Origin of the sequence: Thioalkalivibrio sp. ALE19 (assembly GCF_000428605.1) — a bacterium.
Classification (GTDB): Bacteria; Pseudomonadota; Gammaproteobacteria; order Ectothiorhodospirales; family Ectothiorhodospiraceae; genus Thioalkalivibrio.
On sequence record NZ_AUAG01000008.1, the window covers coordinates 77,739 to 100,132 of the forward strand.

General features: G+C 69.1%; 17 protein-coding genes. 12 read left to right on the top strand and 5 right to left on the bottom strand.

Translation table 11 applies throughout. From position 1 onward, the window contains the following. Positions 1–32 precede the first annotated feature (32 nt). From F787_RS0104385 to F787_RS0104415, 7 genes are all read left to right on the top strand, one after another. Complete coding sequence (locus F787_RS0104385; protein WP_028491415.1) at positions 33–1,115, top strand: NAD(P)/FAD-dependent oxidoreductase; 1,083 nt, start codon at positions 33–35, stop codon at positions 1,113–1,115. Positions 1,116–1,169: 54 nt separating this feature from the next. Next, entirely contained in the window at positions 1,170–2,348 is a 1,179-nt protein-coding gene (locus tag F787_RS0104390; RefSeq protein WP_026300820.1) for a radical SAM protein, read from the top strand. Positions 2,349–2,587: 239 nt separating this feature from the next. Then, a complete protein-coding gene (locus F787_RS0104395) occupies positions 2,588–3,982 on the top strand; it encodes an OmpP1/FadL family transporter (protein ID WP_028491416.1) in 1,395 nt (464 codons plus the stop codon). A gap of 93 nt (positions 3,983–4,075) precedes the next feature. Next, on the top strand, positions 4,076–5,053 hold the full coding sequence (locus F787_RS0104400; RefSeq protein ID WP_051246006.1) for a hypothetical protein: 978 nt from the start codon (positions 4,076–4,078) through the stop codon (positions 5,051–5,053). Positions 5,054–5,170: 117 nt separating this feature from the next. Continuing rightward, a complete protein-coding gene (locus F787_RS0104405) occupies positions 5,171–5,608 on the top strand; it encodes a hypothetical protein (protein ID WP_026279531.1) in 438 nt (145 codons plus the stop codon). Positions 5,609–5,614: 6 nt separating this feature from the next. Then, complete coding sequence (locus F787_RS0104410; protein WP_019589749.1) at positions 5,615–6,649, top strand: lipoate--protein ligase family protein; 1,035 nt, start codon at positions 5,615–5,617, stop codon at positions 6,647–6,649. Between the two features lie 20 nt (positions 6,650–6,669). Further along, positions 6,670–7,056: a hypothetical protein gene (locus tag F787_RS0104415; RefSeq protein WP_019569641.1), complete on the top strand. Its 387-nt coding sequence runs from the start codon at positions 6,670–6,672 to the stop codon at positions 7,054–7,056. Positions 7,057–7,166: 110 nt separating this feature from the next. Here the strand turns inward: F787_RS0104415 and F787_RS0104420 are convergent, their stop codons facing one another. Next, positions 7,167–7,484 carry a hypothetical protein gene (locus tag F787_RS0104420; protein WP_018870306.1) on the bottom strand — a complete coding sequence of 106 codons (318 nt, stop codon included), beginning with the start codon at positions 7,482–7,484 and terminating at the stop codon, positions 7,167–7,169. A gap of 169 nt (positions 7,485–7,653) precedes the next feature. Between F787_RS0104420 and F787_RS0104425 the strand changes: the two genes are divergently transcribed. Genes F787_RS0104425 through F787_RS0104435 form a run of 3 tightly spaced genes read left to right on the top strand, consistent with a single transcriptional unit; the run spans position 7,654 to position 12,295 of the window. Further along, positions 7,654–8,523: a CbbQ/NirQ/NorQ/GpvN family protein gene (locus tag F787_RS0104425; RefSeq protein ID WP_018870305.1), complete on the top strand. Its 870-nt coding sequence runs from the start codon at positions 7,654–7,656 to the stop codon at positions 8,521–8,523. Next, positions 8,520–11,084 carry a VWA domain-containing protein gene (locus tag F787_RS0104430; protein WP_028491418.1) on the top strand — a complete coding sequence of 855 codons (2,565 nt, stop codon included), beginning with the start codon at positions 8,520–8,522 and terminating at the stop codon, positions 11,082–11,084. Before F787_RS0104425 ends, F787_RS0104430 begins: the two co-directional genes overlap by 4 nt. Then, positions 11,081–12,295, top strand: coding sequence for an acetoin utilization protein AcuC (locus F787_RS0104435; RefSeq protein WP_028491419.1), 1,215 nt, complete (start codon positions 11,081–11,083; stop codon positions 12,293–12,295). Before F787_RS0104430 ends, F787_RS0104435 begins: the two co-directional genes overlap by 4 nt. Here F787_RS0104435 and F787_RS0104440 read toward each other — a convergent pair. Beyond that, positions 12,292–14,649, bottom strand: a complete 2,358-nt coding sequence (locus F787_RS0104440; protein WP_028491420.1) for a helicase-related protein — start codon at positions 14,647–14,649, stop codon at positions 12,292–12,294. The two genes, F787_RS0104435 and F787_RS0104440, sit on opposite strands and share 4 nt — an antisense overlap. A 168-nt stretch (positions 14,650–14,817) precedes the next feature. Between F787_RS0104440 and nrtS the strand changes: the two genes are divergently transcribed. Together nrtS and F787_RS15435 are read left to right on the top strand one after the other, a co-directional pair. Continuing rightward, positions 14,818–15,921: a nitrate/nitrite transporter NrtS gene (gene nrtS / locus F787_RS0104445; protein ID WP_028491421.1), complete on the top strand. Its 1,104-nt coding sequence runs from the start codon at positions 14,818–14,820 to the stop codon at positions 15,919–15,921. Further along, positions 15,914–17,959 (top strand): bifunctional diguanylate cyclase/phosphodiesterase, encoded by a 2,046-nt coding sequence (locus F787_RS15435; RefSeq protein ID WP_051246009.1) that lies wholly within the window; start codon positions 15,914–15,916, stop codon positions 17,957–17,959. The genes nrtS and F787_RS15435 overlap by 8 nt, the downstream gene beginning before the upstream one ends. Positions 17,960–17,981: 22 nt before the next feature. Here the strand turns inward: F787_RS15435 and F787_RS0104455 are convergent, their stop codons facing one another. From F787_RS0104455 to F787_RS0104465, 3 genes are all read right to left on the bottom strand, one after another. Then, positions 17,982–18,455 (bottom strand): DUF302 domain-containing protein, encoded by a 474-nt coding sequence (locus tag F787_RS0104455; protein WP_028491422.1) that lies wholly within the window; start codon positions 18,453–18,455, stop codon positions 17,982–17,984. 79 nt (positions 18,456–18,534) lie between these two features. Then, a complete protein-coding gene (locus tag F787_RS0104460; protein WP_019569649.1) occupies positions 18,535–19,632 on the bottom strand; it encodes a hypothetical protein in 1,098 nt (365 codons plus the stop codon). A gap of 97 nt (positions 19,633–19,729) precedes the next feature. After that, positions 19,730–22,393: a glucosidase gene (locus tag F787_RS0104465; protein ID WP_028491423.1), complete on the bottom strand. Its 2,664-nt coding sequence runs from the start codon at positions 22,391–22,393 to the stop codon at positions 19,730–19,732. Position 22,394 lies beyond the last annotated feature (1 nt).

A 22,394-nucleotide genomic window follows, 5' to 3' on the forward strand; every position in this document is an offset into this window, starting at 1 on the left:
AACGGTGTCCCCAACCCGGCGGGGTGCGCCTGATGCTGCCCGCTTCGGTCGACGTACTGGTGGTCGGGCTGGGGCCCGGCGGGGCCTCCGCGGCGCGCGTGGCGGCCGAGGCGGGGCTGTCGGTGCTGGCGGTGGAACGCAATCGTGCACGCGGCGAGCCGGTGCAATGCGCCGAGTTCATCCCCAACCCCATGGGCGCCTATGCGAAGCCGGACGGCGTGCTGCATCAGCGCATCGATTCCATGCAGAGCTTCCTGCCCTCCGGCGCGGTAGAGCAGTCCGACTTCCCCGGCCTGATGGTCGATCGCGGCGAGTTCGACCGTGCGATCATCCGCGCGGCGGAGGCCGCCGGGGCGCAGGTGACGATGTCCTCTCCGCTGACCGACGTGGATGCGGACCGACGTGTGGCGCGGGTGAAACACGCGGGTGAGGCGGTCGAGGTCGGCTTTCGCTTCCTGGTGGCCGGCGACGGCCCGCATTCCCCCGTGGCCGCGGCCCTGGGCCTGGATCCGCTGCCGGTGGTGCAGACCCGTCAGTACACCGTGCCGCTGCTGCGGCCGTACACCGCGACCGACGTCTGGCTGTCGGATGATTTCCCCGGCGGGTACGCCTGGCTGTTCCCCAAGGGCGAATGGGCGAACCTGGGCCTGGGCGCCGACAAGCGTCTGGAGCGTGACATGAAGACCCCGCTGGAGACGCTGCATGCGCAGCTGGTGGAGCAGGGGCTGCTGGGCACCGAGATCGTGCATCGCACCGGCGGTGCCATCCCGGTGGGCGGTCTGCGCGAGCAGCTGGTCCACGGGCCGGTGCTGTTCGTGGGCGATGCCGCCGGGCTGACCCACCCGATCACCGGGGCCGGGATCGCCGCGGCGGTGGTCTCCGGCGAGGCCGCCGCGCAGGCGGTCGTGGATGATCTGGGCGGCGATGACGAGGCGCTGGAGGACTACGACGACGAGATGCGCAGCCAGTACGGCCCGGCGCTGGAGCGCGCCTGCCGCCGGCGTGCGTTTCTCAATCAGCACTGGCGCACGCCGCGCGCGAACGACGACGCAACGCAGCGCCGTGGATGGATTGCATTTTCCGAGTATTTCGACGATGGTGATCGGGCCGCGTAATCGGGCCCGGTCGATGGATGCCCTGCATCCCCGAGACAACGCTGGAGGAAAACAATGAGTGCAAGTGCAGAGGAGATGGTCGCGCCGGTAAACTTCTATCGGCCGGACTATCACATCAAGACCCCGGACATGCGTTCGCCGGAGTACGTGCAGATGTCCACGGCGGCCGCGATCACGCTGGGCCTGGTGCCGGGGACCATGCATCGCACGTCCTGCACCCACTGCCTGAACCTGCTGGTTACCTATCCGGAAGGCTGCCGCGCCAACTGCTCCTACTGCGGGCTGGCGCGCCACCGCGAGGAATCGCGTGACTACGCCGACCGCAACTTCATCCGCGTCGACTGGCCCACCGCCAAATACGACGAGGTGATCGAGCGCGTGAAGAACAACGCCGACGCCGGCCAGTTCGAGCGCATGTGCATCTCCATGATCACCCATCCCAACTCCGATGCCGACACCGTCGAGCTGCTGGAGAAGTGGGTCGCCGAGGTCAATCACATCCCGGTGTCGATCCTGTCCAACCCGACCACCATGAGCTATGAAGACCTCCAGCTCCTGCGGGACAAGGGCGCGGACATCTTCACCGTCGCGCTGGACGCGGTGACCCCGGAGATCTTCGAGCGCACCCGCGGCAAGTCGGTCGAGAGCCCGCATACCTGGGACAAGTACTGGCAGTCCATCGAGTGGGCCGCCGAGATCTTCGGCCCGGAGAAGTTCGGCGCGCATCTGATCTGCGGCATGGGCGAGACCGAGGAAGAGATCCTGCAGGTCTGCCAGCGCATCCGTGACCTGGGTGGCCACAACCACATGTTCGCCTTCTTCCCCGAGGAAGGCTCGCTGATGGAAGACTGGAAGCCGGTTCCGCGCGATCAGTGGCGCCGCGTGCAGCTGGGCCGCTTCATCATCGATTACGCCGGTGGCCGCATCGACGACATGAAATTCAACGACGACGGCCAGGTGGTGGACTTCGGTCTGCCGCAGTCCGAGGTCGAGGAACTGATCGCCTCCGGCAAGCCGTTCCAGACCTCCGGCTGCCCCGGCAAGTCGGACGAGGAGGTCTCGGCCTGCAATCGCCCCTATGGCGATTCCAGCCCGACGGACATCCTGTCGTTCCCGTTCGCGCTGAACAGCAGTGACGTCGGATTCGTGAAGCGGCAGATGGATGGCGAAGACGTCGGCACCTTCGATTTCGACGCCGACGATGAGGCCGAGGACGAAACATCGGCCCGGTAAGCATAACAATCAAGTCCCCGACGAAAGCCCCGCCCTGCGGGGCTTTCGCACGTCAGGGCGCCGATAAGCGGTTTTGAATATTCAGGTTTCGAACGGCAGGGGGGCCGCCGAAATTTCGAGCGGCAGGGGGCCGCCGAAAAAGATGCCCGTCCGTATGGTCAGCGGTGCGGGTATCCCGAGCCGATGGGGGAGCCAATCCGCCCCCGGCTACAACAAGAAGACCACCAAAGGAGACAACAATGGAAGCACGCTTCATTCGCCGCAGCGCGATGACGATGGCGGTCGGCCTGGCCCTGGGGGCCGCCGGTACCGCACAGGCCACCAACGGCTACTTCGCCCATGGCTACGGCATCAAGGCCAAAGGCATGGGCGGCGTCGGCATGGCCATCTCGCAGGACGCCTACGCCCCGGGCATCAACCCGGCCGGCATCGCCGGCATGGAAACCCGCTTCGACGGGGCCCTGACTTACTTTCGGCCCGAACGTTCGTATGAGGCGGGCCAGCCCGGGCAAGCGGGGACCTTCCCTCTGGCCCCGGGCGAGGTCGAGAGTGACAGCAAGAACTTCTTCATCCCGTCGCTGGGTTTCGTCCAGCAGATCGATGAAGACCGCTCCTGGGGTATCGCCTTTCTCGGTAACGGTGGCATGAACACCAATTACCCGGGGTTCGAGAACAGCCAGTTCTGTCAGATGCCCGAGATGAATCCGAACACCGGGCAGCCCACCGGTAACATGCTGCCCATCGGTAGCCAGACCGGCGTGTTCTGCGATGGATCAGCCGGCGTCGACCTCGAACAGCTGGCGATCATCCCGACCTACGCGCAAAAGTTCGCCGACGGCCGGGTGAGCGTGGGCTTCAGCCCGATCATCTCCTATCAGCGGTTCGAGGCGAAAGGGATCCAGACCTTTGCCGATTTCGGGGCGTCCGACGATTCGGAGAATTTCAGCGGCAACGGCACGGACGATTCCTGGGGCTACGGCGCGCAGATCGGCATCCAGGCCCAGGTGGCCGAAGGGGTGCGGCTGGGTGCCAACTACCGCTCCAAGATCCGCAACTCCGACTTCGACGACTATGCCGGGCTGTTCGCCGAGAGCGGGTCATTCGACATCCCGTCGACCTGGGGCATGGGGGTGGCCTGGGAGGTGACGCCCACCGTGACTCTGGTGGCCGACTACCAGCGCATCAACTACTCCGACGTGGACGCGATCTCCAACTCGGGCCCCGATGCACAGGACCTGCAGGCCGCCATGGGTGCGCAGATGCAGGGAGGGTCGGCTCCGTTCTTCGGTACCTCCGACGGTCGGGGCTTCGGCTGGGACGACATCAATGTCTACAAGATCGGTGCCCAGTTCGAGCTGCCGAACGACTGGCAGGTGCGCGTGGGCTACAACCGCGGCGACAACCCGATCGATTCGGACGAGGTGACCATGAACATCCTCGCCCCGGGGGTGATGAAGCATCACTACACCGCGGGCTTCACCAAGTCCTTCGGCGACCAGCACGAGCTGAGCTTCGCGGCCATGTACGCGCCCAGCAATTCGGTCTCCGGATCGAACGCGTTTGATGAGGACCAGGACATCGAGATCGAGATGAAGCAGTACGAGCTGGAGCTGGGCTACAGCTACCGCTTCTGAGGTCGGCCCGTCGATCCACCGGCCCCGGGGTTGCGGCCCCGGCCGGGGTCGACGGCGATGTCCCGCTTCCCATTGATCGAAGGAGCAGTATCCATGTCATTGTTTCATCGCAAGCCGCTGCAAGCCGGCGGCTCGACCGGGATCGTCCGGTCTCTGACGGCCGGGCTGGCGGCCGTGACCCTGATGGCCGCGGCTGCGTCCGCCACCGCGGACGAGTATCGCCCGTTTGTGCTGGCCTGGACCGACGGCGGGGCCGGCGTCTCCGACGTGGCCGACGAGGCGCGCGAGCGTCTGGAAGGCGCGGATTTCGAGATCCTCGGTGAGTACGACGTCACCGATTCGGCCCGCGTGCTGGTGGCAACCAGCGACGACCTGCTGGAGGCGGCCGCCTCGCATGACCGTGCCGCTTATATCGCACCGATGCGCGTCGGCATCACCGAGGTCGACGGCGAAGTGCAGGTCAGCTACACGCATCCGGTTTATTTCCAGCACGCCTACCGTGTCGAGCAGCCGCTGGACGGTGTCGCGGCGTCGCTGGAAGAGGCCCTCGGGGCCGAGGAGACCTTCGGCCACGAGGACGGCAAGAGCCAGCGCGACCTCAACCGGTATCGCTATGCCTTCGGCATGGAACGTTTCGACGCGCCCTACGAGCTGGGCAGCCGGGGCTCGCGTGCGGAAGCGCTCGAGGCGCTGAGTGCAGGTCTGGAGGAGCGGGCCGGGGGTGTCAGCGAGGTCTATCGCGTGGATATCCCGGGGCGCGACGCAACCCTGGTCGGCGTGGCGATCCGCGTCGCGGACGGGGCCGAGGAGGATGCGTCCGATCGCAACGCCCTGGAGACCGTGGACGTCAACGCACGTCGCCACACCGCCTACGTGCCCTACGAGGTCCTGGTCAATAACGGCGACGTGGAGGCGCTGCACATGCGCTTTCGCATGGCGCTGCATTTCCCCGACCTGAGCATGCTGGGGTCGAACAGCTTTATCCAGCTGCGCAATGCCCCGGGAGCGGTGGAAGAGGCGCTGCAGGAGGCCACCGGATTCGCGTCCTCCGGCTTCCAGTGGGATGACTGAATCCCGGTCCGGGAAAAACCCCTGGTTGCACTCAAGAACCCCGGTCCGCCGGGGTTTCTTACGTAGGGGGGCCGGGGTTGTTTATCCTCCCCGTTCACTCGCGGCAGGAAGCAGGCCATGAAATCAATGAAAATCGCCAACATGGGCGAGATCCGCAACGAACTCAACAAGTACAAGAAGGGTCGCAAGCTGGACATCCATCAGTTCAACCAGGTCGCGCGTCAGGCGTGGCTCGGCAAACTGGTGATGCAGCCGCTGGACCTCGAAGATCCCGAATGCAAGGCGTTCCTGGTGTTCGTGCAGGAGCCCGAGGAGCTGGCGCAGCATTTCCTCGACACCGACCAGGAGCTGCTGGGCGGCATGCACATCATCGACGGCCAGCAGGCCGAGGCGCTGGTGGATATCATGCGCACCGGGGTCGAGGAACGGGCCAAGCTGTACGAGGATCTGTCGCGCTCCGACTTCTATTTCCGTTATTTCTACAAGCCGGGGAACGATGACAAGGATCAGGAGCAGCAGGGCGACGCGGCCGCCGGTCAGCCGTCGGAGGAATAAGGCGCGATGACGACCCCGGCCGCTCCGGAATGGATCGATGCCGGGGAGCGGTCGGCGACGGAGCTGCATGCCCTGTATACCGGGCTGGCGGCGTCCACTCCGCCGGACGCTCCGCCCCGGGTACTGTGGGCGCGCTCGCGCGAGGCGCATGTCTCGGTGGGCGGCAGTCAGGACCCCGAAGCCGACCTCGATCTGGACCACTGTGCCGCGCGTGGCATCCCGGTGGTGCGGCGCCCCCTGGGCGGTGGTTCGGTATGGGTGGATGCCGACCAGGACTGCTTCTTCGTGATCCGGCCGAGCCGTGTCCTCAAGCGCGGCCCCCGGCATCTGTTCGCGCAGGGCCTGGCCATGGCCGTGGACGTCTTGCGCGAGCTGGGCCTGCAGGGGGTGGAACCCCGCGGACAGGATGTCTGGGTGCAGGGCCGCAAGATCATGGGTACCGGTGCGGCCACCCTGAACGAGGGCTCGGTATTCGGCGCGAGCTTTCTCGGTCGTTTCCCGGTGGAGGATTTCCTCGCCTGTGTGCGGGCCCCCAGCGAGGGGTATCGCGAATGGCTGCGCCCGGTACTGGAGGCCGGCATGACCGACTGCGCCGGGGAGCTGGGGCGGGCGCCGGATTCCGCGGCCCTGCGCGACTCGCTGCGCCGGGTCACGGAACGCCGCTTCGAGGCGCCGCCGGTGGAGGTGACGCCGGACGCGCCGACCCTGGAGGCCTGGCTGGCGGCCGGTTACGAGGAACTGGACGATCTCGCGGACGGGGATGCGCGTCCGTCCGTGCCGGAGGGGATCCGGGTCAATCGTGACAATCACGTGTTCGAGACACGGGTGGCCTGCGGGCGCCTGCGCCTGCACGTCGAAGGACAGCACATCGCCCGCGTCTGGTGCGAGGACCCCGCAGTGGACCGCGTCCTCGGCGAGCGCGTGGCGGGCGAGCTGCCGGAACGTCTGCATCTGCGCTCGCGCCTGGCCGGCTGCCTCGACCCTGCGGTGGCCGATGCGGTCAGCGCCCGCATCGATGCGCTGTACCGCGGCATTGCCTGAATTTCCAAGGAGACACCGAGATGGCCGAACCGACGATCCAGCGCCGTCTGGAAAAGCGCATGATCCTGATGAGCCGGGACGGCGAGATGACCGAGCGCCTGCGGGCGCCATTGCCCGACGACTGGCACATGGAAGCGACCACCGATCTGGAGGGTCTGGGAGACTGGAACGAGGTCCTGCTGTATCGCTTCCTGCTGCTGGATCTGGACGAGATCGAGGTGTTCGATCCGCTGGACGTGATCCGCACCCTGCGCATGGAATACCAGATCAATCTTCCGGTATTCTGTTTCGGCGGGGATGCGGACATTCGTGACGAGATGCGTCTGGCGCGGGCGGATCGCTTCTTCGACCGGGACGAGATGGTCGAAAAGCTCCCCGAGTTCATCCGCATGTACGACTGGGGCTGAGTGTCCCGTCAGAAAGAAAGGCCCCAACAGAAAAGGCCCCGGGCTCAAGCCACGGGGCCTTTTCGCTTCGTCGCTCCGCGTGTGCCGCGGAGCGACGAATGGCGCGGCCTTCAGCCGATCCAGGCGTGCTCGAGGACGTCGATCCGGATCTTCTGGTGGTAGGTCTCGCCGTTGCCCTCGATCTCCAGGTCACCCATGCGGGTCCCCGCGGTGTCGTAGCTGAACTTGCAGTCGAAGCTGCCGGGCAGGGACACGCTGCTTTCGCAGAGGGTCTCGCCCTCCACGGTGAAGCGGCACTGCGCGGTGCCCGAGCCGTTCAGCATGGCCTGCAGGCGGAATTCCTCGTTCACCGGGCGACGGTACACTTCCGGGTCGCGGTTCGGGTTGTACTGCAGGTTGTTCAGCTTGACGAGTTTGACAAGTTTCATTGCGGGTCCTCTATTTACGCGCTGAATCCGAGTGAACTGGTTGGGTATAATCAAACCCGAAATCATACAACAATCCCCGCGCGATGACGATTCCGGGGGTGCGCCCCCCCGGGGATGTGCCCGGAATCGTCATGCGACGCGACATACCAGGCGGCCTACAGGAGCCAGCATGAAGAACCTGATCAACCGCATGCGCGGAGTGGAACGCGACGTCATCGACAAGCCCGGCCAGGATGGCAGCCAGGGCGGCGCGCCCTTCTACAAGCCCCAGGCCGACGAGGTCGAGATCTTCCGGGCGGCCTATGCCAAGCGCCTTCCGGTGATGCTCAAGGGGCCGACCGGCTGCGGCAAGACCCGGTTTCTGGAGCATGTCGCGCATACCATCGGCCAGCCGCTGGTCACGGTGTCCTGCCACGAGGACCTCACCAGCTCCGACCTGGTGGGCCGCTTCCTGCTGGAGGGCGAGGAGACCGTGTGGCAGGACGGGCCGCTGACCCGCTCGGTCAAGGAGGGGGCGATCTGTTACCTAGACGAGATCGTCGAGGCGCGTACCGACACCACCGTGGTTATCCACCCGCTGACCGACCACCGCCGCCAGCTGCCGCTGGACAAGAAGTCGCAGATCATCGATGCGCACGAGGACTTCATGCTGGTGATCTCCTACAACCCCGGTTACCAGACCGTGCTGAAGGACCTGAAGCCGTCCACCAAGCAGCGCTTCGTCGGCATCCATTTCGATTACCCCTCGGAAGAGGTCGAGCGCGAGATCGTCGCCAAGGAGTCCGGCGGTCTGGACGCCGATCGGGTGGAGAAGCTGGTCGCCGCCGGGCGCAAGGCGCGGGCGCTGAAGGACCACGGCCTGGAGGAGGCGACCTCCACCCGCGCGCTGGCCTATGCCGGGGAGCTGATGCAGGCGGGCCTGAGCCCGCGCGTGGCCTGCCGCGCGGCGATGATCGCGCCGATCACCGATGACCCCGAGCTGATCCAGGCGCTGGAGGAGATCTTCGACGCCCACTTCCCCGAGTCGGAAGCCGCGTGAGCGAGCAGGCCCGCAACGACGGGGGCGCGGATACCGAGGCCGAGGATCTCGTCGAGATCGAGGAGATCCTGCAGCACCTCGAGGACATGAGCTTCGTCGCCCACCGCGACGCGAAGGAGGCCCTGCCGGCGATCCGCGAGTTCGGTGCCGGTCCCGCCCGGCGGTGGATCGAGACCGCGCGCGACCTGTTCTTCCATGACCGCGAGGCCGGCAAGAGCTTCATGCGGCATTCCGCGCGGATGGCCGAACACATCGGCGGCGTGGAGCCCTGGCGCGCGCAGGCCGCCGAGTTCGCCCGCTGGGTGAATTCCGCGGATGCGCTCGAGGGGTTCATGAGCCAGGCCGACCGGGTGTTCGCCGCCTGGGGCGAGGACGGCGAGCGCGAGTGGTACGCGACCGGTCTGCGCTGGTGCGAGCGCAGCCTGCCGGACGCCCGGGCCTATTTCGAGACCGATTTCGACAAGCTCGCGGACGGGCGCGGCATCGAGGGGCTGCGGGCCCTGATCGACCCGGCCGAGACGCTGTTCGACGAGCGCGGCCTGACCCTGGACTGCTACCTCGAAGGGGCGCCGATCGCGCGCAACCTGGTCGGCGACGGCGGTCTGCTTTCCTGGGCGAGGCGCGGGGCCGACCTGCTGAAGGCCGGGCGCTCGCGCGGCGAGGCGTATTTCCGCCTGGAGAGCGACGAGAGTCTGAAGCTGCTGCTGGACGCCCTGCCGGGGTTCCGTCCGCGCATGCACGGGCGCTTCCTGCGGCTGGTGATGCTGGCCTGGCTGGACGCCGACATCCCGCTGGCGGATTCCAGCTGGAAGCCCGGCGAGGGCCGGCCGATGCTGGAGACCGACGGCCGCCGACTGTTCATGCCGGCGGTCATGGACTCGCGCGAGGAGGCCCTGGTGGCCACGCAGCATGCGGCGGCCCACCTGGCGTACGACACCTATGCCCTGCCCCGCGTGGAGCGCCTGTTCGAGCGCGCGGGCAGCGAGCACCCGCCGCTGGACGACCGCTCGCGCATCACCTGGCGGCCGCTGTTCGCCGCCTTCGGCGAGCGCATGTTCCGCTTTCAGGTCCTGTTCGACCTGGCCGAAGACCTGCGGGTGAACGCCCGGGTCGCCCCGCGCATCCCGCGCTTTCTCGAACGCCTGGTGCGGCTGGCCGAGGCGTACGAGCGCCCGGCCGAACCGGCCGGCACGTATTTCGATTTCGCCCTGCGGGCGCACCGGGCGCTGCTGGAGGGGCGCGAGCCGGAGGATCCTCGGCTCGCGCGCATGCTGGAGCCCGATGCCGACGTGGTGACCGCCTGGGAGGTGGCCGAGGAGCTGTTCGCCGACGGGGCCTTCCCCGAGATCACCATCGAAGAACGCGCCGAGGCCTACCTGCCCGGGCTGTCGCTGAACGCGGCGCTGCCGGTCTATCCTCAGCGCGAGCGCAACGGCGAGCTGGCGGACTTCCGCGACCACGAGGCGCACGACGAGCACAAGTTCGAGCACGAGAAGCAGGAAGAGCAGCCGCAGCAGGCCCCGGAGGACGCACAGAAGGACCCGGACGCGGACATCCAGACCCCGCAGCAGGAGACCTCCGGCACCGGCGGGCGGATCGGCACCGGGATTCCGCAGCCGGCCCAGGTAGCCAAGCGCGCGGCGCCGTACACGCCGAAGAAGGACGGCATCCTGTACCCCGAGTGGGACTACCGCGAGCAGCGCTACATCTCCGACTGGGTGAACCTCTACGAGCGCGTCCTGGACGACGAAGAGCCCGACCGCGCGGCGGAGATCCTCACCCGCCACGCCGACACCCTGAAGCGCCTGACCCGGGGCCTGGAGATGCAGCGCCCGATGCGTCCGGCGCCGCTGCGCAAACAGATGGACGGCGACGAGCTGGATACCGAGGCGGTGATCGATTATGTCGCCGACAAGAAGGCGGGTCTGTCGCCCAAGGCCTTCATCTACCGCCGTCGCGCGGTGCAGCACCGCGACACCTCGGTGCTGATGCTGGCGGACATGTCGACCTCCATCATGGCGCGGCATCCGGGCGGGCAGGGCAAGATCGTCGACCGTGTGCGCGAGGGCATGATGCTGTTCGCCGAGGCCATCGACCGGGTTGGCGATCCCTGTGCGCTCGCCGGGTTCGCCTCCAAACAGCGCGATCAGGTCAACTATTACTGGCTGAAGGACTTCAACGAAGACCTGAGCGCCACCGTGCGCAACCGCATCGCCGGGGTCTCCGGGCGCCTGGCCTCGCGCATGGGCGCGGGCATTCGCCACTCGCTGGAGGCCTTCCGGCGCAGTTCGGCCCAGCGCCGCCTGCTGCTGATCCTGTCCGACGGCCGCCCGGCCGACTACGACGACGGCGGCGATCAGCGCTACCTGCACGAGGACACGCGCATGGCCATGAAAGAGGCGGTGGACGCCGGCGTGCACCCGTTCTGCGTCACCCTGGACCCATCCGGCTCGGAATACCTGCCGGCGATCTTCGGCCCCGGCCACTACACCATCATCGACCACGTGGACGAGCTGCCGCGCCGTCTGCCCGAGATCTACCTGAGGCTGCGCCACCAGTGAATGCCACCCCCGAAGCCGCCCCCGTCGCTGCCCCGGACGCCGCCTCCGGTCCGGCGCGCCGCCACGCGACGCTGCTGCACGCCCCGCGCTATCGCGGGCACAGCTACGGCGACAACCATCCGCTGGGGATCCCGCGGGTGTCGCTGACCATCGACCTGATCGAGGCCTACGACGCCGTCACCCCCGGCGAGATGGCGGTGACGCGCAAGGCCATGCCCGCCGAGCTCGAGTGGCTGCATACTCGCGACTACGTGACCGCGATGCAGCGCGCCGAGGCGCTGGGCAAGGTGTTCCAGCGCTACCGCGACCGCCACAACATCGGCAACTTCGAGAACCCGTTCTTCGCCGGCTTCTTCTCCACCCCGGCCACCGCCACCTACGGTTCCATCCAGGGCGCCGAGGTCGTGCTGGAGGGTGGCATGGCCTTCAATCCGGCCGGGGGCATGCATCACGCCGCCCCCGACCAGGCGCGCGGCTTCTGCTACTTCAACGACTGCGCCCTGGGCATCATGCGCCTGCGCCAGAGCGGGGCACGGGTGCTGTACCTGGATATCGACGCCCATCACGGCGACGGCGTGGAAGCGGCATTCGCCGACGACCCGGACGTGCTTACCGTGTCCCTGCACATGGATACCGAATACGGCTATCCGTTCCAGGGCGGGCGCATCGAGGACACCGGCCGGCTGGGGAACGCGGTCAACCTGCCGCTGCCGAAAGAGACCAACGACACGGAATTCCGCAGCGCCTTCAGCCGCATCTGGGAGGCGGCGCGTACCCGCTGGCAGCCGGATTACGTGGTCGTGCAGGCCGGCACCGATGCGCTGCTGCCGGACCCGCTGGGCAAGTTCGGCATTTCCACCCAGTGCTTCCTCCAGTGCATCGACGACGTGATCGAGACCAGCCCCCGCCACGCCGACGGCACGCCGAAGCTGCTGGTGCTCGGGGGCGGTGGTTACCACCCGCTGGCCCTGGCCCGCTGCTGGACCGGCGTGTGGGCGCAGCTCAGCGGTCGCGAGCTGCCCGCCCGGCTGCCCGAGGCGGGCCAGGCCCTGCTGCGCGAGGTCGACTGGGACATGGACGAAGAAGAAGAGTGGTACGACAACCTGTTCGTATCCCGCCTCGACGCGGACCGCAGCGGCCCGGTGCGCGCCGAACTGGAACAGCGCCTGGAGCGCCTGTTCGCGACCCATCCCCTGCTGGTGCTTTCCTAGCGCACGTCGACCACGCGGCTGGCGCGCTGGAAGCGAACGTGCCAGCCCTGCCAGGCGGGCAGTTCCCAGCGCTTCGGGTCGTCGCGCCGGTTGCCGTCGATTTTCTCTGCGGTGACGGTACGGCGGGCGACGTTGTAATGGATGCGCATGTGCAGGCCCGAGAGCCGCACCTCGCGCGGATAGCGGCGATCGAACCGTTCGCGTTTCCACTCGGGTACGCCCTCGAACGCCAGGTCCTCCGGTTCCAGCAGGACCACGTCCTCGTCCGACTCCACGCCCAGGGTCTGCAGGCGGCGGGCCAGCCAGTCGCGGGCGTCCGGGACCTCGCCCTGCTCGAAGCCCAGCGCGAGATACAGCGCCCAGGCGTCGAGGTCGTCGCGCAGGCGCGAGCCGGCGGGGGCGAGCAGTTGGTCCTCCAGGATCAGCGCGGCCAGTGCCTCGCGCGCCGCGGCGCCTGCGGGGCGGGTGCGGTCGCTGCGCAGTACGCGCCCGGCATGCCACCAGTCGCGGCGGACCACGAGTCCCTCCGCGGACCATTCGGGATCGGCGATGGCCGGCGTGGCCACCCCCGCGTCGATCAGGGCATCGGGCTCCAGCGGCGCGAGCACCGTGGCGATGGTGCGGGTGTCGCGGGTGCCCTTGCCGGGCAGGCTGTGGCTGTCGAACACCACGGCCGCCTCGGCATCCTCGGCCAGCAGCGAATCGCGACCGATCTCCGCCTCCTCGCCGCCGTTGCCCAGCGCGAAGCGGCGGCGCTCGCGGCGGACGAAGGCCAGCTCGGGAGCGGCGGCGACCGCGGCGGTCAGCGCCCGCGGCGCGGTGGCCGCGAGAGATTCGGACTCCGGCTCCTGCTGCGGTTCCTGCTGTGATTCCCGGGCGGGCAGGCCGGCCAGCTCGCGCACCTGACGGGCCAGATGGAGCGCCTCGCGGCGTTCCTCCCGGCGTATATGGACCCCCTCGGGGGCGTGGCCGCGCACCGCGGCGACCCGCAGCGTCGCATCACAGGCCCGCCCGAGGGCGGCGACCGCCTCCTGCCGCTCGCGTTCGTCGTTGGGCGGCACCGCGACCGCCCGGCGGCGGCCGAGGGCGCCGGCGAGATCGGCCATGAACGCGGCCGTGGCCGCATCCGGCATGGCCAGCACCAGATGGGCCAGCGCGGTGTCCACCGGCAGGGCGAACAGGCGCTGCCCGTGCTCGGTCGCGCGGCCATCCGCGTCGATCGCGTGCATCGCCCGCAGCCGGTCTTCGGCGCGTTCCAGGGCCTCCTCGCGCGGGGGATCGGGGAATGCGAGTTCGCGCGCCGGGCGGTCGCAGCAGGCGGCCGCCAGTACCGGTTCGGTGAGGTCCTCGCGCTGCAGCTCCGGCGGGGTGTTCGCAGCCAGCGGGGCATTGCGCCCCCACAGCCGCAGGCACAGCCCCGGCGCGGTGCGGCCCGCGCGCCCGCGGCGCTGCTCCGCGCTGTCGGCGGCGATCGCCTGCAGCGCGAGCACGGTGCGGCCGTTGCGCCGACCCGTGCGGCGCTCCAGGCCGCTGTCGACCACGGCGGTGACCCCGGGCACGGTCACCGAGCTCTCGGCGACGTTGGTGGCGAGGATCACCCGGCGTTCCTGCCCCGGCTGCAGGGCATGGCGCTGCGCCTCGGCGCTGGCGCCGGCGTGCAGCTCGATGCAGGCCACGGGCTCGTCCTTCAGGGCCCGCGCCGCCGCGGCGATCTCGCCGCGCCCGGGCAGAAAGGCGAGGACATCGCCGTCGGTACGCGCCAGTGCGGTGCGTATGCCTTCGGCCACGCGCGTGGCCAGGTCTTTCGCATGGGGCATCGCCTGCGGGTCCGCGGCGAGGTGTTCCAGCGCGACCGGCCAGGACCGGCCGGGGCTCTCGAGACAGGTGCCGCCGAGATCGCGGGCGAGGCGCGCGCCGTCGATGGTGGCCGAGGTGATCACCAGGCGGTGGCGTCCGGTCTCGGTCAGCAGGGCGTAGAGCAGGTCGGTGTCCCAGCGGCGTTCGTGGAACTCGTCGAGGACCACCACCGCGAAATCCGCGAGGCCGTGGTGCGCCAGCCATTGCAGGGCCATCCCGGGGGTGGCGAATACGATCTGCGTGTCGCGATCGCAGCGCACCTCGCCGCGCACGGCGAAGCCCGCCTCGCGCCCGGGTTTGCCGCCGAGCAGGCCGGCCACCCAGTGCGCCAGGCTGGTGGCTGCCACCCGGCGCGGTTCCACCACCAGCACGCGCCCCTGTTCCCGCGCCCACACCGGCAGGCGCGTCGACTTGCCCGAACCGGTCGCCGCCGACACCACCACCGGGCCGTCGGCCAGCGCCGCGGCAAAGTCCCCGTGCAGGGCGTCGATGGGCATCTCCTCGCTCATGCGGGCGAAGTGTCCACACAGCGACGGGCCGATCAAGCCCTTCCGGGCGGCCTGCGTGCCGGTCCGGGGCCGCGAGGGATAGGGGATTACCCCGATGTCAGGGTTTCTCCTGCGGTCTAGTTTCGGAGGAAACGAGTGTTGGGAGGGGGAACAACGATGACGGCGCAGGGATTTCTGCAAACGGCCGGCAGCCACGGCATCCCGCTGCGGGCGTTCAAGGTGGCGATGGTGGTGGGCCCGGTGCTCATCGTCGTGAATCAGTGGGAGGCGCTGGTGGGGGCCGCGCCGGTCGCCTGGCTGAAGGCCGCGCTCACCCTGGTCGTGCCGTTCGTGGTGGCCACGGTCAGTGCGACGGCGGCCCAGTTCCGATGCCACGCCCGGTATGCCGAACCGGCATCGGCCGAGCCGGTGCCCGAGTCCCCTGCAGACGGCGGTGCGTCGTGCGACCCGCAGCGTCTGGCCGCGCTCGCGGCGCGTGTGCGTGACAATGCCGGTCAGGTCAATCAGGCCTCCGAGCAGCGTCTGGCGGATGTCGACCGGGTGCTGGAACGCACTCGCCAGGCCGTGGACGAGGCGCGGCAGACCGAGTCGGCGGCGCAGCAGAGCTGTCTCGAACTCAAGGAGGCCGACCGCCAGGCCGGGGAGGTGCGCGGGGAAATCGGTGCGACGCGCGAGGGCATGAACGAGGGGGCCGACGAAGGTCGCTCCCTGGCCGGGGAGGTTCGCACCTTCAAGCAGCGTTTTTCCGAGATCCACCGCATGGCGGGCGATATCCGCGACATCGCCGGCCAGACCAATCTGCTGGCCCTGAATGCCCGCATCGAGGCCTCGCGCGCCGGCGAACAGGGGCGGGGGTTTGCGGTCGTCGCCGAGGAGGTCAATGGTCTGGCGGACAGTGCGGGGCGCTCCGCGGACGAGGTGGCCTCGCTGGTGGACGAGCTGTCCGGGGCGGTAGAGCGGATCACCGGCCGGATCGAGACACTGGCGAACGGCATGGACGACCTTCGCTCGCGCAGCGAGGAGGCGGCCGGGGAGGTGGAATCGATTGCCGATACCATCGGGCGGGCCGCGGCCACCTCGGACGATGCCGCGGCCCGGGCATCGCAGCAGGCGGAGGAACTGGACGAGCTGGTATCCCGGCTGGAACAGGTACAGGCGGATACCCGGCGTGCCATCGAGGGATCGGCGTCCAACAGCAGCGCCGGCGAAGAACTGGTGCGTTTGCTCGGGCCCGCCGACGGAGGGAAAGACCATGGGTAGTCTGCAACGTTGTTTCGGGGGGCGTCTGGGGCGTCGGGTCAGTGCCGTGGTGCTGCTGGGGGTTCTGCTGCTCCAGGCCCTGTTGCTGGGGTTGCTGTACCGGGTGGAGCCCGGTATCCCGACGATGCCGGGCGACGGGGCGGCCGGTCTGCCGGTCATCGCGGGTGCGGTGCTGCTGGCCCTGATGGCGGCGGCCGCGATGCTGATGCTGATGGATCGCCTGGTTCTGCTCCCGATCCAGCGGCTGCGCCGGGCCATGCAGGGTGCGGCGGGAGATCCCGAGCATCCCCTGCGCTATCGCTCCGGGATGCAGGGCGGGGATGAGCTGGCCCGGCTGGGCACGGCGTTCGACGTATTGCAGCAGCGTTCCGCCGAAACCCTGGAGCGGCTGGCCGAGCGCGAGGCTGCGCTGGGACGCTGGGCGGAAGAGGAAATCCGCAGCATGGCCCGGTTCCCGGACGAAAACGTGTTTCCGGTGCTGCGCGCGGATCGGGCCGGGGTCCTGCAGTACGCCAATCCGGCCAGCGCCGAGCTGCTGGCCGAATGGGGCATCCAGCAGGGGGACGGTCTCCCGGAACACTGGCGTGATACCGCGGCGGCGGCACTGGACGACGGCGAATATCGCACCCTGGAGGTGCGGCTGGGCGAGCGCTGGTTCCAGATCCATGTGGTGCCGGTTACCGATGCCGGCTACGTGAACCTCTACGGCACAGACATCACCGAGCGCAAGACCTACGAGGATGCGCTGCTGCAGCGCCAGACGCAGGACGAGACCACCGGTCTGGCCAACCTGCCGGTGTTCCAGGACCGTCTGCAGCAGGTCCTGCAGCAGGCGCGGCTGCACGCTCATCGGGCCGCCGTGGTATTTCTCGGGATGAGCGGGTTCCAGCACATCAATGGCATGGCCGGCCGCCGCGCCGGGGACGCCGTGCTGGCGGTGGCCGCGCAGCGGCTGCAGGCCGAGGTCCCGGCCGACCATACCGTGGCGCGGGTGGGCGGCGACGTGTTCGGGGTGGTCGTGCCCGCATTCGACGACCCGGGCGAGCTTTCGTGTCTGGCCGAGCGGCTGGCGGGGGCGCTGGCGCAGCCCTACGAGGTGAACGGGCGACCGCTGGAGAGCGGCGCGCACGCCGGTATTGCCAGCTATCCGGCGGCGGGCGAGGAGGCGGCCACGCTGATCCGCAACGCGGATCTCGCCATGGCCGGGGCCAAGCGGGAAGGCGGCGCCCGGGTGCGCTTCTTTTCGGCGGAAATGAACGCGGCAGTGGAGCACCACAACCGGCGCCTGCGCGAACTGCGCACCGCGCTGGCGGAGGATCAGTTCGAGGCCTTCTATCAGGTGCAGGTGGACAGCGTGACCGGACGCGCGACCGGGGCCGAGGCGCTGGTGCGCTGGCACCATCCACGGGAGGGGCGGGTGTCGCCGGGGGATTTCATACCGGTGGCCGAGGCCGGCGGACTGATCGGCGCGCTGGGCGATCGCGTGCTGGAGCAGGCGGTGGGCCAGGTGGCACGCTGGCGCGCGGCGGGCTGGGAGGCGGTCACGGTGGCGGTGAATGTATCGCCGCTGCAGCTGGCCGACGACGGCCTGGTGGAACGGGTGGCGGGGCTGCTGGAGACCCACGGCGTGTCGGGCGGTGCCCTGGAGTTCGAAGTGACCGAGAGCGCGATGATGGCGGACGTGGAGCGCATGGGGACGATCCTCGGCCGCCTGCGCGAGCTGGGCGTGGGGATCGCGGTGGACGACTTCGGCACCGGGTATTCTTCGCTGGCCTACCTGAAGACCCTGCCGGTGGACAAGATCAAGATCGACCGCGCCTTCGTCCGCGACCTGCCGGACGACCCGCATGACCGGGCCGTTTGCAGTGCGGTGGTCGCCCTGGGCGCCGGCCTCGGCCTGCGGGTGCTGGCCGAGGGGGCCGAAGAAGCCGGGCAGGTGGCGGCGCTGGGGGAGCTGGGCTGCCGCAGCATCCAGGGCTTTCATTACGGCCACCCGGTTCCCGCCGGCGAGCTGGAGGCCCGCTGGCGGGCCGGGTGACGGCGGCGTCCGGCGCCGGGGATCAGTCGGGGGCGATGGCGGCGTCGGTGAGGTTGTCCAGTGCCCGCCGCATGTTGCCGATGACCTTGTCGCGGTCGTCGATGCCGTGGCGCTCGGCGATGTGGCCGGGGTCGTTGTAGCCCAGTCGCACCCGGCCGTCGGCGTCCTCCCACGCCAGGGCCTTCATGGGCAGGTCGATGCCGGCGCTCTGTGCACTGGTAAAGAAATGCGAGCCCGCCGCCGGGTTGCCGAACAGCAGCAGTTCCGTGTCCCGCAGCGGGATGTCCACGCCCTCGGCCTTCGCCGCGTGGTCCCAGCGCAGGGCGATGCCGATGTCGTTGGCCTCCAGCGCGTGTTCCAGACGGTCCAGGGTCTCTGCCGGCGAGTGCGGGCTGGTCTTGATGATCAGGCCGGGTACATCGCCGGCCGCTGCGGGCGTGGCCGCCAGGGCCAGCAGGACGGACAGCAGGGTCGTGGCCGGAAGGTTGCGTTTCATGATGGCTCCTTGTCGATGGACAGCAGGGGAAGGCCCCCGGCGCCAGGGGCGCCGAGGGCCGGGGGACGGCGCGTGGCGGTCAGCCGGTCTGATTGTCGCCGGTTACCGGGACCGGGCAGTTGACCACGAAGCCGCGCGGGCTGTTCGGCGTCCCGTCGTGGGACACCAGCTCGTCCGCCTCCAGCGCGGCGCGGATGTCGGCCGCGGAGGTCAGCAGGTGCGCCTGCGAGGGATCCTCCCAGGTCAGGGCGAAGTGGTCCCAGAACGGGCTCCATGCCGGGTGTCCCGCCGGGTTGCCGAACACCGCGGGCTGGTGGCCCATCACGCCGGAGCCCTCGATGCCGTTGGTGAAGACCCACACCTTGTCGGTGCCGCCCACGTCGACCAGATCGTCCAGCGGTGCCGAGACCGGAACGCTCATCATCTCGGCCGGCCCTCCGAGGGACGCGTCGGTGACCAGGTAGTAGCTGCCGGGGAAGGCCTCGTGGAGCTTCAGGGTGACGCGGCCGGAGCCGGTATCCAGCGGCTCCAGCAACTGGCCGCCGCCGAGATATTCCTGCTTGTCGTCGTCCACCGTCAGACTGCCTTCCGGCCAGGCCATCAGCGGATAGTTCACGAACACCCCGGTGGACTCCACCGTCACGGCGCCGGCCTCCTCCGCCGAGCGGATGGCTTCGGCGCTGTCCAGACTCGCCGGGTCGGATTCGCCTTCGCGACCGGCCGCCCGTACCCGCTTGATCTCCATCAGCGGCGAATAGTCGTCGGCCGGCGGCACGGAGCGGATCACCGGTGGCACGCCGTCCCCGCGCAGGAACAGCTCGTTGGCCCTGCCGCGCCCCTGGGCGGTGTTCAGCAGTGGCACGTGGACCAGCCCCTCGCGCTCGGCAAACTCGGGATCGGAGGCGTCGGTGCGGATGAACCAGGCGTGGCCGGAGGCGTGCACGGCCTGGTGCAGACGCATGGTCACGTGGCCGAAGGCGCCGGGCCAGTCGCCCGGGCGAATGCTGTAGTCGATCACGTCCCCGACGATGGCCCGGCTGGATGTGGTTGCGGCGCGTGCGGTGCCGGCCAGGCCCTGCAGGGCGAGACCGGGAAAGGCGGCGCCCAGGGCCAGGCCGGCGGCGCCGGCCCCGCCCAGACGCAGGAAGTTGCGACGGTTCAGAGTGGAAGCAGGCATGGCGGTTCTCCTCCTGTTTTTTGTGCGGTCGGCGTTCACATGAACGCCTTGTCCTGAACATAGGCCCCCGCCGACCGCGGCGAATCGGGGTTTTCCCCTACAACGTCGGTGGCCGGTGCGAATCGGCCAGCAGTTTCGCCAGCAGCCCGGTCCAGCCGGTCTGGTGCGCCGCGCCCAGCCCGCGGCCGTCCTCGCCGTGGAAGTACTCGTAGAACTGCAGCAGGGGTTCGCCTTCGGGACCGCACAGGGGGCCGTCGCCGGCCAGTGCCGGAGCGGTGCCGGAGGCGTCGGGCCGGTAGAGACCGGTGAGGCGTTCGCCAATGAGGTCGGCGGCCTCGGCCAGGGTGACTTCCGCGCCGTCCAGGCAGGGGGCCGGGATGCGGAAGCCGTCGCCCAGAAAACGGTGGAACCTGCGCAGTGCCTGCACCAGCGCGTAGTTGGTGGGGAGCCAGATCGGCCCGCGCCAGTTGGAGTTGCCGCCGAACAGGTCGGAGGTGCTCTCCCCCGGGATGTACTCGATAGTGGTGTGGCCGATGCCGGGGATCTCGCCCAGGTCGGTGTAGTCGGCGTGGATGCGGCTTACGCTGCGGATTCCGTGCGGGGCGAGGAACTGGTCTTCGTCCAGCAGGCGGCGCAGGACCGCCGCCAGTCGGCGGGCATCCACCAGCGCCAGCAGGTGTTCGCCGTGTTCGTTCTCCGCGTCCGGACATGCGCAGACCACGCTGCCCCGGTAGGCACCGCCCTGGTGCTCGTGCAGGGCCCGGCGGAAACGTGGCGCGCAGCTCAAAAGCTCCGGGCCCACCAGTTCGGCCGCGAACAGCGGGATCAGGCCCACCCACGAGTAGACGTCGATCGGGTGGCCGGTACCCTCGGGGGTCACCACCACATCCTTGAAAAACCCCGATGCCTCATCCCACAGACCGGCGTGGCCGGACTCCTCGCTGCCGGCGATGGCCTCGGCGATGGCGAGGAACTGTTCGAAGCTCTGTACGGCCATGTCGTCGTAGCTGCGGTCGCTGCGGCACAGCTCCAGGGCCATCACCGTCATGTTGAGGGCGAACATGGCCATCCAGCCGGTAGCGTCGGCCTGCTTGAGGGTGTAGCCCGGAGGCAGGGATCGGGAGCGATCGTAGACCGAGATGTTGTCCAGACCGAGGAATCCGCCCTCGAACAGATTGTGACCCTCGGTGTCCTTGCGGTTGATCCACCAGGCGTAGTTGAGCAGCAGCTTGTGGAAGACCCGCTGCAGGAAGGCGGTATCGCCGGCCCCGTGCCGGGCACGCTCGGCGCGGAAGGCCTCCAGCGCCGCCATGGCATGGACCGGCGGGTTCACGTCCTCGAAGGCCCATTCGTACGCGGGGATCTGGCCGTTGGGGTGCAGGTAGCGCTCCGACAGCAGCGTTTCCACCTGACCTTTGGCCAGTTCCGGGTCCAGCAGGGCCAGTTGGGGGACATGGAAGGCCAGATCCCAGGCGGCGAACCAGGGGTATTCCCAGGTGTCCGGCATGGAGAGGATGTCGCGGGCCCGCAGGTGGCGCCAGTGCCGGTTGCGGCCAGCCCGGCGTTCGGACGGAGGCGGCAGCTGGTCCCCGTTCAGCCATCGCCGTACCTCGTAGTGGTAGAACTGCTGATTCCAGATCATGCCCGCCAGCGCCTGACGCAGGGTTGCGGCATCCGCCGTGCCGGCGTCCGGCAGCAGATCGGCGTAGAACGCATCCGCCTCGGCCGTGCGCGCCGCGAGGACGGCTTCGTGGTCGGCAAAGGGGGTGTCCAGCGCTTCCTCCGAGAGCACCAGATCCACGTGAAAGGCCTCGCCGGGAGGTGTCTCGGCGGCGTACCAGGCGGCGCATTTGGTGCCTTCCGGGACCGGGTTGACGGCGCTCGTCTCGCCGTTCACTACCCGCCGGTGGAAGGCATCCTTCACGTAACGGGAGGCGCTCGGTACGCCGAACAGCCGCTCCTGATGGGTCTCGTTCTCGGTGAACAGGAGGGCGGCGTCCCCGGCCCCGTACAGATAGCAGTGCCCCGGGGCGGGCGCCGTCACCCGGACGGCCCAGTTCGCGCCCGCGGGCGCTCCGGTCGTCGTGAGGCGCGGCTGCACGACATCGTCGTCACCCCAGGCCCAGGTATTGCGCAACCACATCGTGGGCAGCAGGTGGAGCGTGGCCGGGGCATTCCCGCGGTTGTGGGCGCGGATGCGGCAGTGGATGGCTCCGGGCGCCGCCCGGGCCCAGGTGATGACCACATCCCAGTAGCCGGCCTCCCACACCGGGTGGTCCCGCAGGTTGAAGGGCGGGTCGCTGCGGCCGCGGCGCCGGTTCTCCGCCACCAGCTCGGCATAGGGATACTCGCCCTGCGGGTAACGGTAGAGGTACCGCAGAAGGCTGTGGCTGGGCGTGGCGTCCAGGTAGAAATAGCGTTCCTTGACGTCCTCGCCCCGGTTGCCCTGATTGCCGGTCAGGCCGAAGGCGCGTTCCTTGAGGATGGGGTCGACCCCGTTCCACAGGGCGAGCGCCAGGCACAGGCGCTGCTCCTGGTCACAGATCCCGCCCAGCCCGTCCTCGCTCCAGCGACAGGCCCGTGAACGGGCCTGGTCATGGTCGAAGTATTCCCAGGCCTCGCCCTTGGCGCTGTAGTCCTCGCGCACCGTGCCCCAGGCGCGCTCGGCGAGGTAGGGCCCCCAGCGGCGCCAGTCGATTTCGCCATGGCGCTGCTGTTCCAGTCGCTGTCGTTCGGCGTCATGTCGATGGTCGTGGTCCATG